Source organism: Nocardia sp. NPDC050799 (assembly GCF_040654015.1).
Classification (GTDB): domain Bacteria; phylum Actinomycetota; class Actinomycetes; order Mycobacteriales; family Mycobacteriaceae; genus Nocardia.
Map to the genome: position 1 here is coordinate 58141 of NZ_JBFAHF010000007.1, position 15460 is coordinate 73600.

A 15460-nucleotide genomic window follows, 5' to 3' on the forward strand; every position below is an offset into this window, starting at 1 on the left:
CTGTTCGTAGTACTACAACTGAAGCGGTTAGAACGTAGTACTACATACGGAGTGGCGTCAAGGGCGGCGCGACTTCGGGCGTATATCGAACCGGCAGCCGATCGAACGAACACGAACACACTCGATAACCGGCGCCCGAATTGATTACGAGCCGCCACCAATAGACCGATAGCGATCCCATCGGGGTTGTGATGCGTGCCATAGGGCTCGAATAATGGGCTGCATGATGGCAAACGTCGGAGACCGGTTGCACGTGCACGGGCACACCGTCGGCGAGGTCGACCACGAGGGAGAGATCGTAGAGGTTCACGGCCGCGACGGAACGCCGCCGTATCTGGTGCGTTTCGACGACGGACACGAGTCCCTGGTCTTCCCCGGCCCGGACGCGACAGTCGAACGAACACCCTGACCTGCCCACGCGGCAGGACAGCGGACCCTGGTTCAGGACCGGCCCCGCAAACATTTGCGGCCGGCATACCCCCCGGCGGAATCACCGCCGCGGCGAACGAGCGTGTTGACGATCACGCGACCCCCGAGGAAGAATCGTGGCCGATTCGTAATAACCGGGGGTGCGAGGGGCAGCATGCGTACGAAGACCGATATCAGATTCGCCGTCGATGCCGACCCCGGCCAGGTGATGGACGCGTTGCTGGCGGTCGAGATGCTGTCCGAATGGTCGCCCGATTTCGAGGACGCGCGCGTGGCGGGCCGCGACGAAGAGGGCCGGCCGCGCCGGGTATTCATCCAGGTCTCGGTCTCCAATACACCGGATATGCAGGTGTGGGAGTTCGACTGGTCGGAGAACCGGATGTCGTGGGAGGTCTCCGACAGCACCCGCGGTATCAGAGGCGGCGGATCCTTCGAGGTCACCGCCGGTGAAACCGGGACTGAGGTGCTCCTGCACGTCGAGCAGTACACGCCGCTGCCCGTGCCCGGATTCCTGGGCAGAAGAGCGGTCCGCAAATCCTATGAGGCCCTGGTGGAGAACTTCGTCGCCTACACCGAGCAGTTCCCCGAATCCGAGACCTACGACCTCGTCTGAGCCCGCCGGACGCGCCCGCGCCGTTGCGCGATCCCGACCGTGCTCATCGGCCGTGAGACTCTGCGGTTCGCGGAGAACCGCGACCACATCAGACATCCCGCTGAGTGATGTGCCGGGCAGTGAGGTGATGCGCGGTCGGACCGTAGGCCGACGGCGACACCTTGACCCCGGTGCGCACAGATTCGCGGATCTGGTCCACGTTCTCCCGGATCATGTCCGATACGAGTTCATCGGTGCGCGGATCGGCCAGCACCTGGAACAGGATCCGGAAGACGGTGTCGGCGACCAGGCGGATGATCTCGTCGTGAAACGGGATGTAGCGGACACGGCCGGTCTGCGGATCGTTCTTGATCATCTCGACGATCATCTCGTCGATTTCACTGCGGTTCTCCTCCAGCGCCGCCGCGATATTGCGAGTGTAGTGCCCGGTCCGCAGGACCGCGGTGACCTCCTCCATGATCGCGATGGTCATCGGGCGCTTGATGACCTCCACGATCGTGCCCACCGAATGGTTGATCACCGCGGCGGTGACGCGATCACCGAACACCCGATCGGCCACACGGGCCAGCCGGACCAGGATCACCACGATCCGCAGCAACCGGAAGGCCCGGAAGAACGGACTGGCCACCGGGATCATGCCGAGGACTTCGTACCAGTAGACGAACGGGAAGGTCCACGGCCAGCCGCCCCGGCGCCAGCGCCACAGGAACTCGATCGCGAAAACGGCGCAGATGGCGTAGTCGACACCGACGATCATCCGGTGGGTCTCGGGCGGGACCTCGAAGAAGGTGATCCAGCACACCAGCACGACCGAGACCGCGGCCAGCGCCAGCATGACGAAATCGGTCCACAGGGCGGGTGGTTTCCGGGGAAAATTCTCGGGCCCGGGGGTTTCGGGCACGTACCCGGGACCGGACTCCGTGGACGACGGTGTTGACACCTGCATTCCCTTCGACGCCGAAAGATCGCCGCCCAGTATTACCCGCCGCCCCGTCACGTCGCCCGCGTACGGCGCCGGTCAGCGGCGGGTGCACCACTCAGCAGGACTTGCCCGGCGAGCGGCCGGGGTATTCCGGTAGCGCGGTCACCGCCGCTGTTCACCCCGGGGTCAGCGGCCCGCGCGGATGATCGCCTCGATATTGCGTTCGGCCAGCGCGGTAATGGTCAGTGACGGGTTCACGGTGCCGGTGCTGCCCGGGATCGCCGCGCCGTCCATGACATACAGGCCCGGATGCCCGTGCACCCGGCCATAGGAGTCGGTCGCCCTGCCCAGCACCGCGCCGCCGAGCGGATGCGCCGTGAACTGGGCGTTGGCGTCGTATCCGAGGGCGCTGTACTCGGCCAGCGCACCGGCCCGCTCGGCGATACGCCGGTCCACCGCACGCGCCGCTGCCGTCACCTCGTCCTGCGCCCGCCGCGGCCAGCTCAACCCGACACCGCCGGAAACGGGGTCGTAGCCGAACCGCGCGCGGGTCGGATCGAGGACCATCGCCAGGGAGGCCAGCGCACCCGTCTCGAACGGAATCCCAGGGATGTACCAGTTCTCCAGGGACAGTGCCGTACCGGTGTCGTCGAAGATCCGGCTGGCGCTGGGCACACCCTGCCCGTTGCCGGCGACCGAACTCCCCCCGCGAGCGAGCACCACATCGCCGTTGGTGCCCCAGCCGTCGCCGATATGTTCGTTGAGCCGCGGCAACGCGCCTGTCTCCCGGGCCCGGACCAGCAGTTCGGAGGTACCCACCGAACCCGCGCCCAGGAACAGTTTGTCGCAGGTGAGGGTCCGGTTTCCGCGAATCGCGCCGGTCGGGGCGAGATAAGTCACCGTGACCACGAACCGGCCGCCGGCTTCCTGGGCGATCGTATCGACGCGGTGGCCCGGGTAGATCTTCGCTTTCCCGGTGGCCTCGGCGTCTTTCAGATAATTCTGGTTGAGGTCGAATTTGGCGCCGTTGGAGTTGCCGAGATTGCTGCGCCCGGCGGTCGCCGAGGCCCGCACGGTCCCCGCCAGTTCCCCGCGCAGCACATTCCAGGTGAAGATCGAGTCGTTGGGCACCGGCCGGTAACCGGCCATGCGCACCTGGTCGTCCCAGGCCCGGGAATGGGTGAACGGCGCCGACCGGTAGATGTCCTCGGGCATCTGGTCGAGCCGCAGTTTCGCGCGCACTCGCGGGTAGTACACGGCGTCCAGTTCGCCGTAGTCGACCACACCGCCGAAGACATGGTCGAAGAACCGGCGTTCGGGGGCGATCATCGCACCGGTGAAAATCACCGAGCCGCCGCCCACCGCGGCGCCGCGCCAAACATCGATCCCCTGGAAACGGGTGCAGTCCAGCACACCGCCGAAATCGGCGAACTGCATCGGTACCTTGGTCACGCCGGTGAAGCTGGTGGTATGCCAGAAACCGCGGCCGTCGGGCAGATCGTCGCCGGTGAAGATTTCCCGCCACGGATCGTTGGGCCAGCGGGAGCCGCGTTCCAGCACTGTGGTCGGGATGCCGGCCTCGGCCAGCCGCAAGGCGCTGACCGCCGCGCCGAATCCGGAACCGATCACTATGGCCTCGGTGTGCTCGGGTGGCGCCGGCACCGGACCGAAGATCTCCGGAACCCACTGCGCGAACAGTTCGTGCCAGATCGGCCCCGCCGCGGCCCGCGGCAGACCCACCTCCGCTCTCGGAACCGCCGACCCCACCACACCGATAAGAGCAGCCGCCCCCGCGGCCTTGAAAAGGGCACGCCTATCCACCCCGGACACCTCTCTGGTAACGCAACAGCGCACGGATGGTACCGAGAATCGACCGGCGTGAACAGTCGTGGCGGCGAAGCCGATTCGGCTACGGGGCCGTTAGCCGAAGATCAACCGGACAACCGCGAGGGTGCCCACGACCACGATCACCGCGCGCAGCACATTCGGCGGCAGCCGTCGCCCGACCTTGGCCCCCAGCTGTCCCCCGATGATCGCGCCGGCCGCGATCAGGGCCACGACCGGCCAATCCACCTCGGCGACCACGATGAAAATGACAGCCGCGAGGCCATTGGTGAGCAGGGCCAGCACATTCTTCACCGCATTGAGGCGCTGGATGTCCTCGTGCACGAACACCCCGAGCAGCGCGAGCAGCAGCACACCCTGGGCCGCGCCGAAGTAACCCCCATAGATACCGGTGCCGAAGATGGCGGCGAGCAGAATCGGGCCGCCGTGCGGGGGCACGTTCTCGGCCTCGCCCTGCCGCTCCCGGACCCACGCCGACAGCCGCGGCTGCACCACCACGAGTACCAGCGCCACGATGATCAGTACCGGCACGATGGCGGCGAACGCGCCGGCGGGCAGCGTCAGCAGCAGGACCGCGCCGAGCGCGGCACCCAGCAGCGACGCCGAGCTGTAGCGCAGCACCCGGCCCCATTGCCCGGACAGTTCCCGCCGGTAGCCGATCGCCCCGCTCAGCGAGCCTGGAACGAGTCCGACCGTATTGGACACGTTCGCGGTCACCGGCGGCAGCCCGATGGCCAGCAGTACCGGGAAAGTGATCAGTGTCCCGGACCCGACGACGGTGTTGATGCCGCCCGCGGCGATACCCGCGCCGAATACGGCCAGCATCTCCAGCCAAGTCATGCTCGAACCCTCGACCTTTCCGGACCGGCGTCCGGTCACTCGCAACCCTGGAGGGGACGCTAGCGGTTGCCCGTCCCGGAGATCGCGACGGGTCCGGGCGACACCGCCGTGCGGAAGTCACGCCCGCCGGGCTCCGATCGGCCGGCCGACCGGGTCGGTGGGGGCGCGCGGCGCACTGTGAAGTACCGGCCCTCCGCACCGCCTCCGCAGGCCCGGCACCAGAGGAGGTAGACTCGCACGGGTCATGCAGCGGGCACTTCTTCTCAGCCGCCGCGACGGGGTCTGATCGGACCGGCTTCCCGTCGCGGGGTTCCGCCACGCCGGTCGACCCAATTCGGGAAACAATCTCACCCACGGAGAAATCGCATGTCACCCGCTGACGCCTTCGTATCCGGCACGCGCACCATCACCGCGCCCGCCAAGCCCGCGCCCGCCGACCAGCCCGCGTGGAACAAGCAGAAGAACTCGTCCCTGCCCGTCTTCCGCTATCGTCCGTTCGCCGAGGAAGTCGAGCCGGTCACACTGCCGGACCGCACCTGGCCGGACAAGGTGATCGACCGAGCGCCCGCCTGGTGCGCCGTCGATCTGCGCGACGGCAATCAGGCGCTGATCGACCCGATGAGCCCCGCCCGTAAGCGCCGGATGTTCGATCTGCTGGTGCGGATGGGTTACAAGGAGATCGAGGTCGGCTTCCCGTCCGCCAGCCAGACCGATTTCGATTTCGTCCGCGAGATCATCGAGGACGGCGCCGTCCCCGACGACGTCACCATCCAGGTGCTCACCCAGTGTCGTCCCGAACTGATCGAGCGCACCTTCGAAGCGTGCGCCGGTGCGGAGAACGTGATCGTGCACTTCTACAACTCCACCTCCATCCTGCAGCGGCGGGTGGTGTTCCGCGCCGACCGCGACGCCGTGCAGAAGATCGCCACCGACGCCGCGCGGCTGTGCCTGGAGACCGAGCAGCGCTACCCGGACACCAACTGGCGTTACGAATACAGCCCCGAGTCCTACACCGGCACCGAGCTGGAGTACGCCAAGCAGGTCTGCGACGCGGTCTCGGAGATCATCGCCCCGACCCCGGACAAGCCGCTGATCATCAACCTGCCGGCCACCGTCGAGATGGCGACGCCCAATGTGTACGCCGACTCCATCGAATGGATGCACCGCAACCTGGCCCGGCGCGATTCGATCGTGCTGTCGCTGCACCCGCACAACGATCGGGGCACCGCGGTCGCGGCCGCGGAACTGGGCTACCAGGCCGGCGCGGACCGCATCGAGGGCTGCCTGTTCGGCAACGGTGAGCGCACCGGCAATGTCTGCCTGGTGACCCTGGGCATGAACATGTTCTCCCAGGGCGTGGATCCGCAGATCAACTTCTCCGATATCGACGAGATCCGGCGCACGGTGGAGTACTGCAACCAGCTGCCGGTCCACGAGCGCCACCCCTACGGCGGCGACCTGGTCTACACCGCCTTCTCCGGCAGCCACCAGGACGCGATCAACAAGGGCCTGGACGCCATGAAGGCGTCCGCCGACGCGGCCGGTGCCGATGTGGACGATATCTCCTGGGAGGTGCCCTACCTGCCGATCGACCCGAAGGATGTGGGCCGCACCTACGAGGCGGTCATCCGGGTCAATTCGCAGTCCGGCAAGGGCGGCGTGGCCTACATCATGAAGACCGATCACGGGCTGGCCCTGCCGCGCCGGCTGCAGATCGAGTTCTCGCAGGCCATCCAGCAGATCACCGACGGCGAAGGCGGTGAGATCACACCCAAGGAGATGTGGGATGCCTTCGCCGACGAGTACCTGACCCCGATCCGGCCGCTGGAGCGGATGCGCCAGAAGGTCACCGCCGCCGAGACCGACGGCGGAACCGATCGCATCACCGCGGTGGTCAAGGTGGACGGGGTCGAACAGGAGATCACCGGCAGCGGCAACGGACCGCTCGCGGCCTTCGTCGACGCCATCGCCGCGGTCGGCTATCAGGTGGAGGTGCTCGACTACTCCGAGCACGCACTGTCCGCCGGCGACGACGCCCAGGCCGCGGCCTACGTGGAATGCGCGATCGGTGACCGGATCGTCTGGGGCGTGGGTATCGCCACTTCCATCACGACCGCTTCGCTGCGTGCCGTGGTCTCGGCCGTGAACCGGGCCGCCCAGAAGCAGTAACCCACGATCGCTGTTCAGGCCGCCGCCACCCGTACCGGTGACGGCGGCCTCATCGGTGGTAAACCGTCCGACATGCGAACCTTCGCGCACCTGCTAGCGTTGGTCCGGACTCCACGCCGCCGAGCTCTCTGCTCGAAAATCCCGAGCAGATGGGGGAACTGTGACTACTGAAGAACACGACCCGACTTCCCAGCCCTGGCCCTCGAGTCAACCGGTGGACACCGCCGGCCGCGGCGGCGATTCGGATGCCGTACCGCCCGAGGCTCCGGCGCGAAATGAACCGGAGCCGCTCACCGAGCCGGGCGAGCCCGCCGAGCAGGTGTCTGCCGAAGCGCCGCCCACGGAAACCGGCCCCGGCGAGACCGATTCGGCCACGGAAACCGAGGCCCCGGACAAGTCCCCGGAACCAGCGGCTTCCGGCGACCCGGAAGCTGCCCGCACCACCGATTTCGCGAATCCGGACCCGGCCGACGGCGGCGCCGAAGGCGGCTACCCGACGGCGAGCCCGGCCGAACCGGGCACCCCACCCTGGCCGGACGGCAACGGGTTCGCGCCCCCACCGCAGGCACCGGCCGACGGCGGCGCCCCCTACGGAAACGCCCCATTCGACCAGTTCGCCCCGCCGGTGCCCGGCGGGGCGTTCAGTGCGCCTGCCCCGGAGCAGTTTCCGGCGCCGGGCAGCGCACAGTTCCCACAGCCGAATCCGAACGAGTTCCAGCCGGCGAACATCGGGCCCGGCGCGGACGCCGCACAGGCGGGACCCGGGCAGTTCCAGGCCCCGAACACCGACTACAGCAGCGCGCAGTTCCCGCAGTTCCAGGCCGGACCGGGCCAGTTCGCGGGGCCGGACGCCGGTCAGTTCGCACAACCGGATGCCGGTCAGTTCCAGGCTCCGCACAGCGAATTCGGCAGCGGGCAGTTCCCGCAACCCGACGCCGGTCAGTTCCAGGCCCCGAACACCGACTACAGCAGCGGGCAGTTCGCCCAACCGGAACCGGGTCAGTTCCAGGCTCCGAACACCGAACACGGAAGCGGGCAGTTCCCGCAACCCGACGCCGGTCAGTTCCAGGCCCCGAACACCGACTACAGCAGCGGGCAGTTCCCGCAACCGGCTCCGGGGCAGTTCCAGCCCGGTGGACCGGGACAGAATCCGCCCGACCCCTTCGCGGTTTCCGGTCCGCCGACCGGGCAGTATCCGCCACAGGACCCGAACCTCTTCCCGGGACAGCGGATTCCGGAACAACCACCGTACGCACCACCGGCCTCCCAGCCCACCGGTGGCTACGCACCGCCGCCCGCGCCCGCGCCGGAGAGCGAATCGGGCGGCCCGGTCTACAGCTGGGCCCCGCCGCCGATGCCGGCCGCGCCGCCACCGGTACCGCAGCCGCAGTACCAGCCGGCACCGCCCCCGGCCGCGCATAATCCGCCGACCGGGCAGTTCCAGCCTCCTGCCTGGGGCGATCCCGGCCGGCCGCCGGCTCCGCAGCAGCAGTACCAGCAGCCCGGCCAACCGGGTCCGCACGGTCAGCCCGGGCAGCAGCAGTTCCCACCGCGCCAGATCCCCGAGCCGGGTCAGCTCGGTAATTCGGTCAACGACCTGAATCTGCTGAAACGAGCTCGTAAGGCGCCGCGCAGCGGTTGGCGGCGGGCGGTGCACAAGGTCTCACGCGGGGCGATCAACCCGGGTGAGTCGGCGTCCGATGTCGTCCACCGGGATCTGGTGGGCCGGGTGAACGCACCGGTCTACGGGGACTTCCGGATCGCGATCCTCTCGCTCAAGGGCGGGGTCGGCAAGACCACCACGACCGTCGGCCTCGGCGCCACTTTCGCATCGTTGCGGGGTGACCGGGTGATCGCGATCGACGCCAACCCCGACCTGGGCACCCTCGCCCACCGGGTCCCGCGCCAGACCCGCTCCACCGTGCGCAACCTGCTGGAAGACCAGAACATCACCCGCTACTCGGATGTGCGCGCGCATACCTCGCAGTCGCCGAGCCGGTTGGAGGTGCTGGCCAGCGAGCAGGACCCGGCGGTATCGGAGGCGTTCAGCGAGGCCGATTATCGCCGCGCCATCGGGATCCTGCAGTCGTTCTACAACATCATCCTCACCGACTGCGGTACCGGACTGATGCATTCGGCAATGTCCGGGGTGCTGGATATGGCGAGTTCGCTGGTCCTGGTGACCTCCCCCGCCATCGACGGCGCCCGCAGCGCCTCGGCCACCCTGGACTGGCTGGATTACCACGGCTATTCGCATCTGGTGCAGCAGACCGTGGTGGTGGTCAACGCGTCCCGGCGCGGGTCCACCTCGGTGAATCTGGACCATCTGCGCCGGCTTTTCCTGGACCGCACGCGGGCCGTCCAGGTGGTGCCCTTCGACGACCATCTCGCCGAGGGCGCCGAAATCGATCTGGAACTGGTGAGCAAACCGACCCGGCAGGCCCTGCTGGAGCTGGCCGCGATGGTCGCCGACGATTTCGCCAATGTGGACGGTTATCCGTACGGCAACCGCTACTGATCGGTCTCGGGCGGCGGTTCGGCGGTAACCCGTCGGGCCGCCGCCGTGAACGAGTCCAGTACCGCGGCGATCGCGGGACGGTTCTCGGCGCGCGGCCTGGTGACCAGGTCGTAGAGGCGGGCCGCACGCACCCCGGACAGTCGCAGCTGGGACAGCCCCGGGTGGGTGACGACGTAGCGGGGCATGAGCGCGACGCCGTATCCGGCGCCGACCAGCGTTTCGATCATTCGGAAATCGTTCAGTCGCTGCACGATTCGTGGTTCCACGCCGGTGATCGTGGCGATCGATCGCAGCACATCGTCGACCGGGAAGCCGCCGCGCACGCTCAGCCAGGCCTCCTCGGCCAGTTCCTCGGCCGTGACCGCGTCCTTTCCGGCCAGCGGATGGTCGGGCGCCACCAGGACGTCGATGGGTTCGCGCATGAGTACCCGGGAACTCACCCGCGGCCCCGCGACCGGTGCGGCGCGTTCGTCGCGATGGGTCAGCACGATGTCGTAGTCGGCGAGCAGGCCGGGTGTCTCGTGCGGCGGCACGTCTTCGTCACCGGCCACGATGTCCACCCCGCTACCGGCCATCGCGGGCAGTACATGGGGCAGGAGCAGCGCACCGCCGGAGGGGAACACTCCCACCCGGACCTGTCCGTGCGGGGACCCGCGATAGTGCGCCATCTCCGCGACGGCGCGCTCCAGTGCGGCCAGGACCTCGTCGGCCCGCACCACGAGCGCGTGCCCGGCGTCGGTGAGGCGGACCCGGCGGCCGCTCGGTTCGAGCAGGGTGACGCCCGCCTCTCTGGTCAGCACTTTGAGTTGTTGTGACACCGCCGACGGAGTCATGGACAGGGCGGCGGCGACCGCGCCGATCGTGCCGCGGTCGGCGAATTCGCGCAGGATGCGGAGCCGCTCCACCGACAGCGAGGAATGCGCACCAACCATTAAGCGATACTAAATCATCAATCCACAACAATTCGGTTGTGCTGACAGGTTGAATCATCCCATGATTATCGGGTGACGTCCCGTGACCGCATGATCGCCCTGACCGTCATCGTCCTGTGGGGTCTCAACTTCCTCGGCATCCGCGTGGGACTCGACCATCTGCCCCCGTTCTTCTTCGCCGCACTGCGGTTCGCGGTGATCGCGATACCGACACTGCTGTTCATCCCGCGCCCCGCCGTACGGACGCGCTGGCTCCTGCTGTACGGCACGGGCTTCGGAACGCTGCAGTTCGCGTTCCTGTTCACCGCCATGCGGGTGGGCATGCCCACCGGCCTGGCCTCACTGGTCCTGCAATCCTCGGCGCCGTTCACGGTATTGCTCGGGGCGCTGCTACTGGGCGAGCGGTTGCGGCCGGTGCAGATCGCCGGACTCGCCGTCGCGGTCGCGGGGATGGCCGTCATCGGCTGGAATCAATTCGCGCACGCCGCTCTGCTGCCGGTGCTGCTCACGCTGGCGGCCGGATTCGGCTGGGCCCTGGGCAATCTCGGCGCACGCCAGGCCGGCGTGGAGGCGCCGGGCGCCAATCCACTGCATCTCACGCTGTGGATCACCGCCGTGCCGGTGCTGCCCCTGTTCGCGCTCTCGCTGCTCTGGGAAGGCCCGGCCACCGGCGTCCGGGCGCTGGCCGGCACCTTCTCGGCCGAGGGCTGGCCCGCACTCGCCGGCCTGGTCTACATCGTGGTGCTGGGCACGATCGTCGGTTCCGGCCTGTGGACGTATCTGATGAGCCGGTACCCGGCGGGCAGTGTCGCGCCGCTGTCACTGCTCGTTCCGGTGGTCGGATTCACCGCCGCCTGGATCTTCCTGGACGAGACACCGGCGCCCGCGAGCCTGATCGGTGGGGTGATCGTGATCGCCGGAGCATTCGCGGCGACGGCCGGAGCCCGGAAGACGACTCCCCCGGAGCCATCCGGCGAGCCGGACGGCCTGCCCGCGACGGCGGATATCGGCGCGGCGCGGACGCTGGAACCGGCCGTCAGGTGAGGCGTCGCCGCATCGATCGCGCGGTCGGTGCACCGGCGCGGCCGGAACCCGTTTAAAGTTGGCGCGATCGAGACAGCTACCCCGGGTTAGGCAGCGGCAGACAACATGGCAGAGCATCGGTGGCCCGCGTCGGGTGCCACAAAGGTTCCAGGTCGGTCTGCCGGGGAGGGCGCGTACACCCGGCGAACCGTGCTCCGCGCCACCGCGGCCGCGGGCCTCGGGGCAGCGGCCGTAGCCGCACTACCCGGCACAACCGCCCGTGCCCGGACCACCGCACGGGTCGCCGTACTCGGTGGCGGCGTCGCCGGGCTCACCGCGGCCCACGAACTCGCCGAACGCGGCTTCGAGGTGACCGTGTACGAACGCCGGGCGCTCGGCGGCAAGGCCCGCAGTATGCCGGTGCCGGGCACCGGGACCGCGGGCCGGCCGGATCTGCCCGGCGAACACGGCTTCCGCTTCTTTCCCGGCTTCTACCAGCATATTCCCGATACCATGCGGCGGATCCCGTTCGAGGGGAACGCGAACGGAGTATGGGACAACCTGGTCGGCGTCCCCGACGCCCGGTTCGCCCGGGCCGACGCCGACGATATCCGCGCGCCGCTCGGCTTCGACCGCGTGGACGCCGCGTCGCCCGAAGGGATGCGGGAAAGCCTGGCCGCGGTCATCGCCACCACACTGAAGATGCCGCCCGCCGAGGGCCTTTTCTTCGCCAACCGGCTGCTGGTCTTCAACACCAGCTGCGACGCGCGCCGCTTCGGCCAGTGGGAGCACACATCCTGGTCGGATTTCGTGGGCGCCCACGCACGGTCGCACGAGTTCCGCGCGCTGGTGTCGCGCACTCTCACCAGTCTGCTGGTCGCGGCCAAGGACGAACTGGCCAGTGTGCGCACGATCGGGTCGATGGGCGAACAGTTCCTGGGCAACCCGATGCAGATCGGCCACGACGGCGACCTGGACCGGGTGCTCAACGGCCCCACCAGTATCGCGTGGATCGACCCCTGGGTGGCGCGGCTGCGCGAACTGGGCGTTCGTTTCGAAGTCGGCGCCGAAGTACGGGGACTGGAGGTCCGGGACCGGCGCATCACCGGCGCCCGGATCGTCACCGGTTCCGGCGCGGCCGAAACCGTGACGGCGGACCACTTCATCGTGGCCCTACCCGCCGAACGCGCCCGGGATCTGTGGAACGCCGACATCCTGTCCGCGTGGCCGCAACTGGCGTCGATGAGCAGGCTGTTCACCGACTGGATGAGCGGTATCCAGTTCTACCTGCGGCGCCGACCCGGACTGGGCAGCGGTCACGCCGCCTATATCGACTCCCCCTGGTCGCTCACCTCCATCGCGCAGAACGCGCTGTGGTCGCGCAAACTGGACCAGTACGGCGACGGGACAGTACTCGACTGCCTGTCGGTGGATATCTCCGACTGGAACACCCCCGGCATCCTGTTCGGCAAGACCGCGAAGGAATGCACCCACGAGGAGATCGCCAGGGAGACGTGGGCCCAGATCCTCGCGCACCTCAACGACCGCGATCAGGTCCTGGCCGACGCCGACCTGCACTCCTGGTTCCTCGACCCCGGGATCACCTGGAACGCCGGACGCGGTGAGAACACGAACGCCGACCCGCTGCTGATCAACACCGCGGGCTCGTGGGAGCTGCGGCCCGAACCGCACGGCGGTATCGAAAACCTCTATCTGGCAGGCGATTACGTGCGCACGAATATCGACCTGGCCACCATGGAGGGCGCCAACGAATCCGCCCGGGCGGCGGTGAACGCGCTCCTGGAGGTCACCGGTTCGGACGCACCCCGCTGCACGACCTACACCTTGTGGCGCGCACCGGAACTCGAACCGCTGCGACGCGCGGACGCCGACGCGTACGCGGCCGGACGACCGAACGCTTTCGATATCCGGTTCTGACAACAGGTCGATCCCGGCCGGGAACGGCTTGTGCGACCCGTGCGCTGCTCGACGGGTCGCACGGGATGCTCACCCGGCCGCGGACTCGCGCCCCGGCCACCGGTACCACGTCGTGGCGCCGGTACTGCTCCCGGCGGGCCGCGATCAGCCCGGATGCGGCGGACGCGGACCGGCAGCCCGAACCGACCTCATCCGAGCACCGAGCGCAGACATGTCACCGCGAGGTGAACTCCCCCGCGCCGCGCGAAGCCGAGCGCGACGGGTCACTAGACTGCGCGACGTGGCAGAGATATCGGTGCGGGGGCGGCTGGCCCTCGGGGTGGCCGGCGCGGCGGCATGGGCCTCCCGCAAGGCGGGCCGTGGCAATGGGTCGATGATCGGCGGGCTGCTCGCGCTGAAGATCGATCCGCAGATCATGAAGCAGCTGGGCCGCGGGCGGCGCACCGTGCTGATCACCGGCACCAACGGCAAGTCGACCACCACCCGGATGACCACCGCGGCGCTGAGCACGCTGGGCGAGGTCGCCACGCAGGCCGACGGGGCCAATATGGACGCCGGGATCGTCTCGGCGCTCAATGTCCACCGGGACGCGCAACTGGCCGCGATCGAAGTGGACGAACTGCATCTTCCGCATGTCACCGACGCCCTCAAACCGGAGGCGGTCGTACTGCTGAACCTCAGCCGCGATCAGCTGGACCGGGTCGGCGAGATCAATATGATCGAACGCCGGCTGCGTTCGGGTCTGGCGCGGCATCCGGACACCGTCGTCATCGCCAACTGCGACGACGTACTGGTCACCTCCATCGCCTACGACCACCCGAATGTGGTGTGGGTTGCCGCCGGCAGCGGCTGGGCGATGGACGCCACCAGCTGTCCGCGCAGTGGGGAGCCGATCCTTTGGGAGGGCACCCACTGGTACAGCACCGGCGCCGATTTCGCCCGGCCCCAGCCGGATTGGTGGCTCGACGGCGACAAACTCTGCGGACCCGACGGCGTCCGGCTGCCGCTGCGGCTGGCACTGCCCGGCCGGGCGAACCGGGGCAACGCGGCCCAGGCGGTGGCCGCGGCGGTGGCGCTGGGCGCCGATACGGAACAGGCCTGCACCGCCACCGGGACCGTGCGCGAGATCGCGGGCCGCTACCGCACCGTCCAGGTCGGCGAACACGCCGCCCGGCTGCTGCTGGCCAAGAACCCGGCCGGCTGGCAGGAAGCGCTGTCCATGATCGACCACAGCGCCTCCGGGCTGGTGATCGCGGTGAACGGCCAGGTACCCGACGGCGAGGACCTGTCCTGGTTGTGGGATGTGCGCTTCGAGCATTTCGAGGACGTGCACGTCGTCGCCGCCGGGGAGCGCGCCACCGACCTCGCGGTACGCCTCACCTACGCCGGGGTCACGCACACCACCGTCGCGGACCCCGTACGCGCCATCGCGTCCTGCCCGGCGGGCCCGGTCGAAGTCCTCGCCAACTACACCGCGTTCCGCGACCTCAACCGTGACCTCCAGGAGCGGAACCGATGAGTGATTCGACCGTACGCATCGGCCTGGTGCTGCCCGATGTGATGGGCACCTACGGTGACGGCGGCAACGCGCTGGTCCTGCGGCAGCGGCTGCGGCTGCGCGAGATCGACGCCGAGATCGTGGAGATCACCCTGCCCGACCCCGTGCCGGACTCACTGGACATCTACACCCTCGGCGGCGCCGAGGACTCCGCCCAGCGCCTGGCCACCCGCCATCTGCTGCGCTACCCCGGACTGCAGAACGCGGCCGGGCGCGGCGCCCCGGTGCTGGCGATCTGTGCGGCGATCCAGGTCCTGGGCCGGTGGTACGAGACCTCGAGCGGCGAACGGGTGGAAGGCGTCGGCCTGCTGGACGCCACCACCACTCCGCAACAGACCCGCGCGATCGGCGAGGTGACAACGAACCCGCTGCTCGCCGGTCTGTCCGCACCGCTCACCGGGTTCGAGAACCATCGCGGTGGCACCACTCTGGGCCCGGACGCCACCGGCCTCGCCCGGGTGACCCGCGGTATCGGCAACGGTGTCGGCGACGGACTCGAAGGCGTGGTGCAGGGCTCGGTCCTGGGCACCTACATGCACGGCCCGGCGCTGGCCCGCAACCCCGAACTCGCCGACCACCTGCTGTGCCGCGCCCTCGGCGTGGACTCCCTGCCCCCGCTCGACCTCCCCGAAGTCGACCGACTCCGTCGCGAACGCTTGCGCGCCTGAGGCCG

At 68.9% G+C, this 15460-nt stretch carries 12 protein-coding genes; 8 read left to right on the forward strand and 4 right to left on the reverse strand.

Features of this window, described 5'->3' with window-relative positions:
- Window positions 1-223 precede the first annotated feature (223 nt).
- Both AB0H42_RS09650 and AB0H42_RS09655 read left to right on the forward strand, forming a co-directional pair.
- Window positions 224-409, forward strand: coding sequence for a DUF1918 domain-containing protein (locus tag AB0H42_RS09650; RefSeq protein ID WP_030524229.1), 186 nt, complete (start codon window positions 224-226; stop codon window positions 407-409).
- Between the two features lie 174 nt (window positions 410-583).
- Window positions 584-1042 (forward strand): SRPBCC family protein, encoded by a 459-nt coding sequence (locus AB0H42_RS09655; protein WP_357052426.1) that lies wholly within the window; start codon window positions 584-586, stop codon window positions 1040-1042.
- Between the two features lie 88 nt (window positions 1043-1130).
- Here the strand turns inward: AB0H42_RS09655 and AB0H42_RS09660 are convergent, their stop codons facing one another.
- From AB0H42_RS09660 to AB0H42_RS09670, 3 genes are all read right to left on the reverse strand, one after another.
- Entirely contained in the window at window positions 1131-1982 is an 852-nt protein-coding gene (locus tag AB0H42_RS09660; protein WP_357052429.1) for an ion transporter, read from the reverse strand.
- Between the two features lie 168 nt (window positions 1983-2150).
- Complete coding sequence (locus AB0H42_RS09665) at window positions 2151-3785, reverse strand: GMC oxidoreductase (RefSeq protein ID WP_357052432.1); 1635 nt, start codon at window positions 3783-3785, stop codon at window positions 2151-2153.
- 99 nt (window positions 3786-3884) lie between these two features.
- On the reverse strand, window positions 3885-4649 hold the full coding sequence (locus AB0H42_RS09670) for a sulfite exporter TauE/SafE family protein (RefSeq protein WP_357052435.1): 765 nt from the start codon (window positions 4647-4649) through the stop codon (window positions 3885-3887).
- Between the two features lie 366 nt (window positions 4650-5015).
- On the opposite strand from AB0H42_RS09670, the gene leuA reads away from it, so the two are divergent.
- Window positions 5016-6818, forward strand: coding sequence for a 2-isopropylmalate synthase (gene leuA / locus AB0H42_RS09675; protein ID WP_357052438.1), 1803 nt, complete (start codon window positions 5016-5018; stop codon window positions 6816-6818).
- Between the two features lie 160 nt (window positions 6819-6978).
- Window positions 6979-9336 carry an AAA family ATPase gene (locus AB0H42_RS09680; RefSeq protein ID WP_357052441.1) on the forward strand — a complete coding sequence of 786 codons (2358 nt, stop codon included), beginning with the start codon at window positions 6979-6981 and terminating at the stop codon, window positions 9334-9336.
- Here AB0H42_RS09680 and AB0H42_RS09685 read toward each other — a convergent pair.
- Entirely contained in the window at window positions 9330-10247 is a 918-nt protein-coding gene (locus tag AB0H42_RS09685) for a LysR family transcriptional regulator (RefSeq protein WP_357052827.1), read from the reverse strand. The genes AB0H42_RS09680 and AB0H42_RS09685 overlap by 7 nt on opposite strands.
- A 93-nt stretch (window positions 10248-10340) precedes the next feature.
- On the opposite strand from AB0H42_RS09685, the gene AB0H42_RS09690 reads away from it, so the two are divergent.
- The 4 genes from AB0H42_RS09690 (at window position 10341) to AB0H42_RS09705 (ending at window position 15455) form a co-directional block, all read left to right on the forward strand.
- Complete coding sequence (locus tag AB0H42_RS09690) at window positions 10341-11312, forward strand: EamA family transporter (RefSeq protein WP_357052444.1); 972 nt, start codon at window positions 10341-10343, stop codon at window positions 11310-11312.
- Between the two features lie 189 nt (window positions 11313-11501).
- Window positions 11502-13229, forward strand: a complete 1728-nt coding sequence (locus AB0H42_RS09695) for an FAD-dependent oxidoreductase (RefSeq protein ID WP_357052447.1) — start codon at window positions 11502-11504, stop codon at window positions 13227-13229.
- A 280-nt stretch (window positions 13230-13509) separates the two neighbouring features.
- Window positions 13510-14748 (forward strand): MurT ligase domain-containing protein, encoded by a 1239-nt coding sequence (locus tag AB0H42_RS09700; protein WP_357052450.1) that lies wholly within the window; start codon window positions 13510-13512, stop codon window positions 14746-14748.
- On the forward strand, window positions 14745-15455 hold the full coding sequence (locus AB0H42_RS09705) for a glutamine amidotransferase (protein ID WP_357052453.1): 711 nt from the start codon (window positions 14745-14747) through the stop codon (window positions 15453-15455). The genes AB0H42_RS09700 and AB0H42_RS09705 overlap by 4 nt, the downstream gene beginning before the upstream one ends.
- The last annotated feature ends 5 nt before the right edge of the window (window positions 15456-15460 follow it).

Bases quoted from the DNA above. Each gene is read 5' to 3' on its own strand.
- AB0H42_RS09650 (WP_030524229.1), top strand. From the start codon at position 224: ATGATGGCAAACGTCGGAGACCGGTTGCACGTGCACGGGCACACCGTC.
- AB0H42_RS09655 (WP_357052426.1), top strand. From the start codon at position 584: ATGCGTACGAAGACCGATATCAGATTCGCCGTCGATGCCGACCCCGGC.
- AB0H42_RS09670 (WP_357052435.1), bottom strand. From the start codon at position 4,649: ATGACTTGGCTGGAGATGCTGGCCGTATTCGGCGCGGGTATCGCCGCG.
- leuA (WP_357052438.1), top strand. From the start codon at position 5,016: ATGTCACCCGCTGACGCCTTCGTATCCGGCACGCGCACCATCACCGCG.
- AB0H42_RS09705 (WP_357052453.1), top strand. From the start codon at position 14,745: ATGAGTGATTCGACCGTACGCATCGGCCTGGTGCTGCCCGATGTGATG.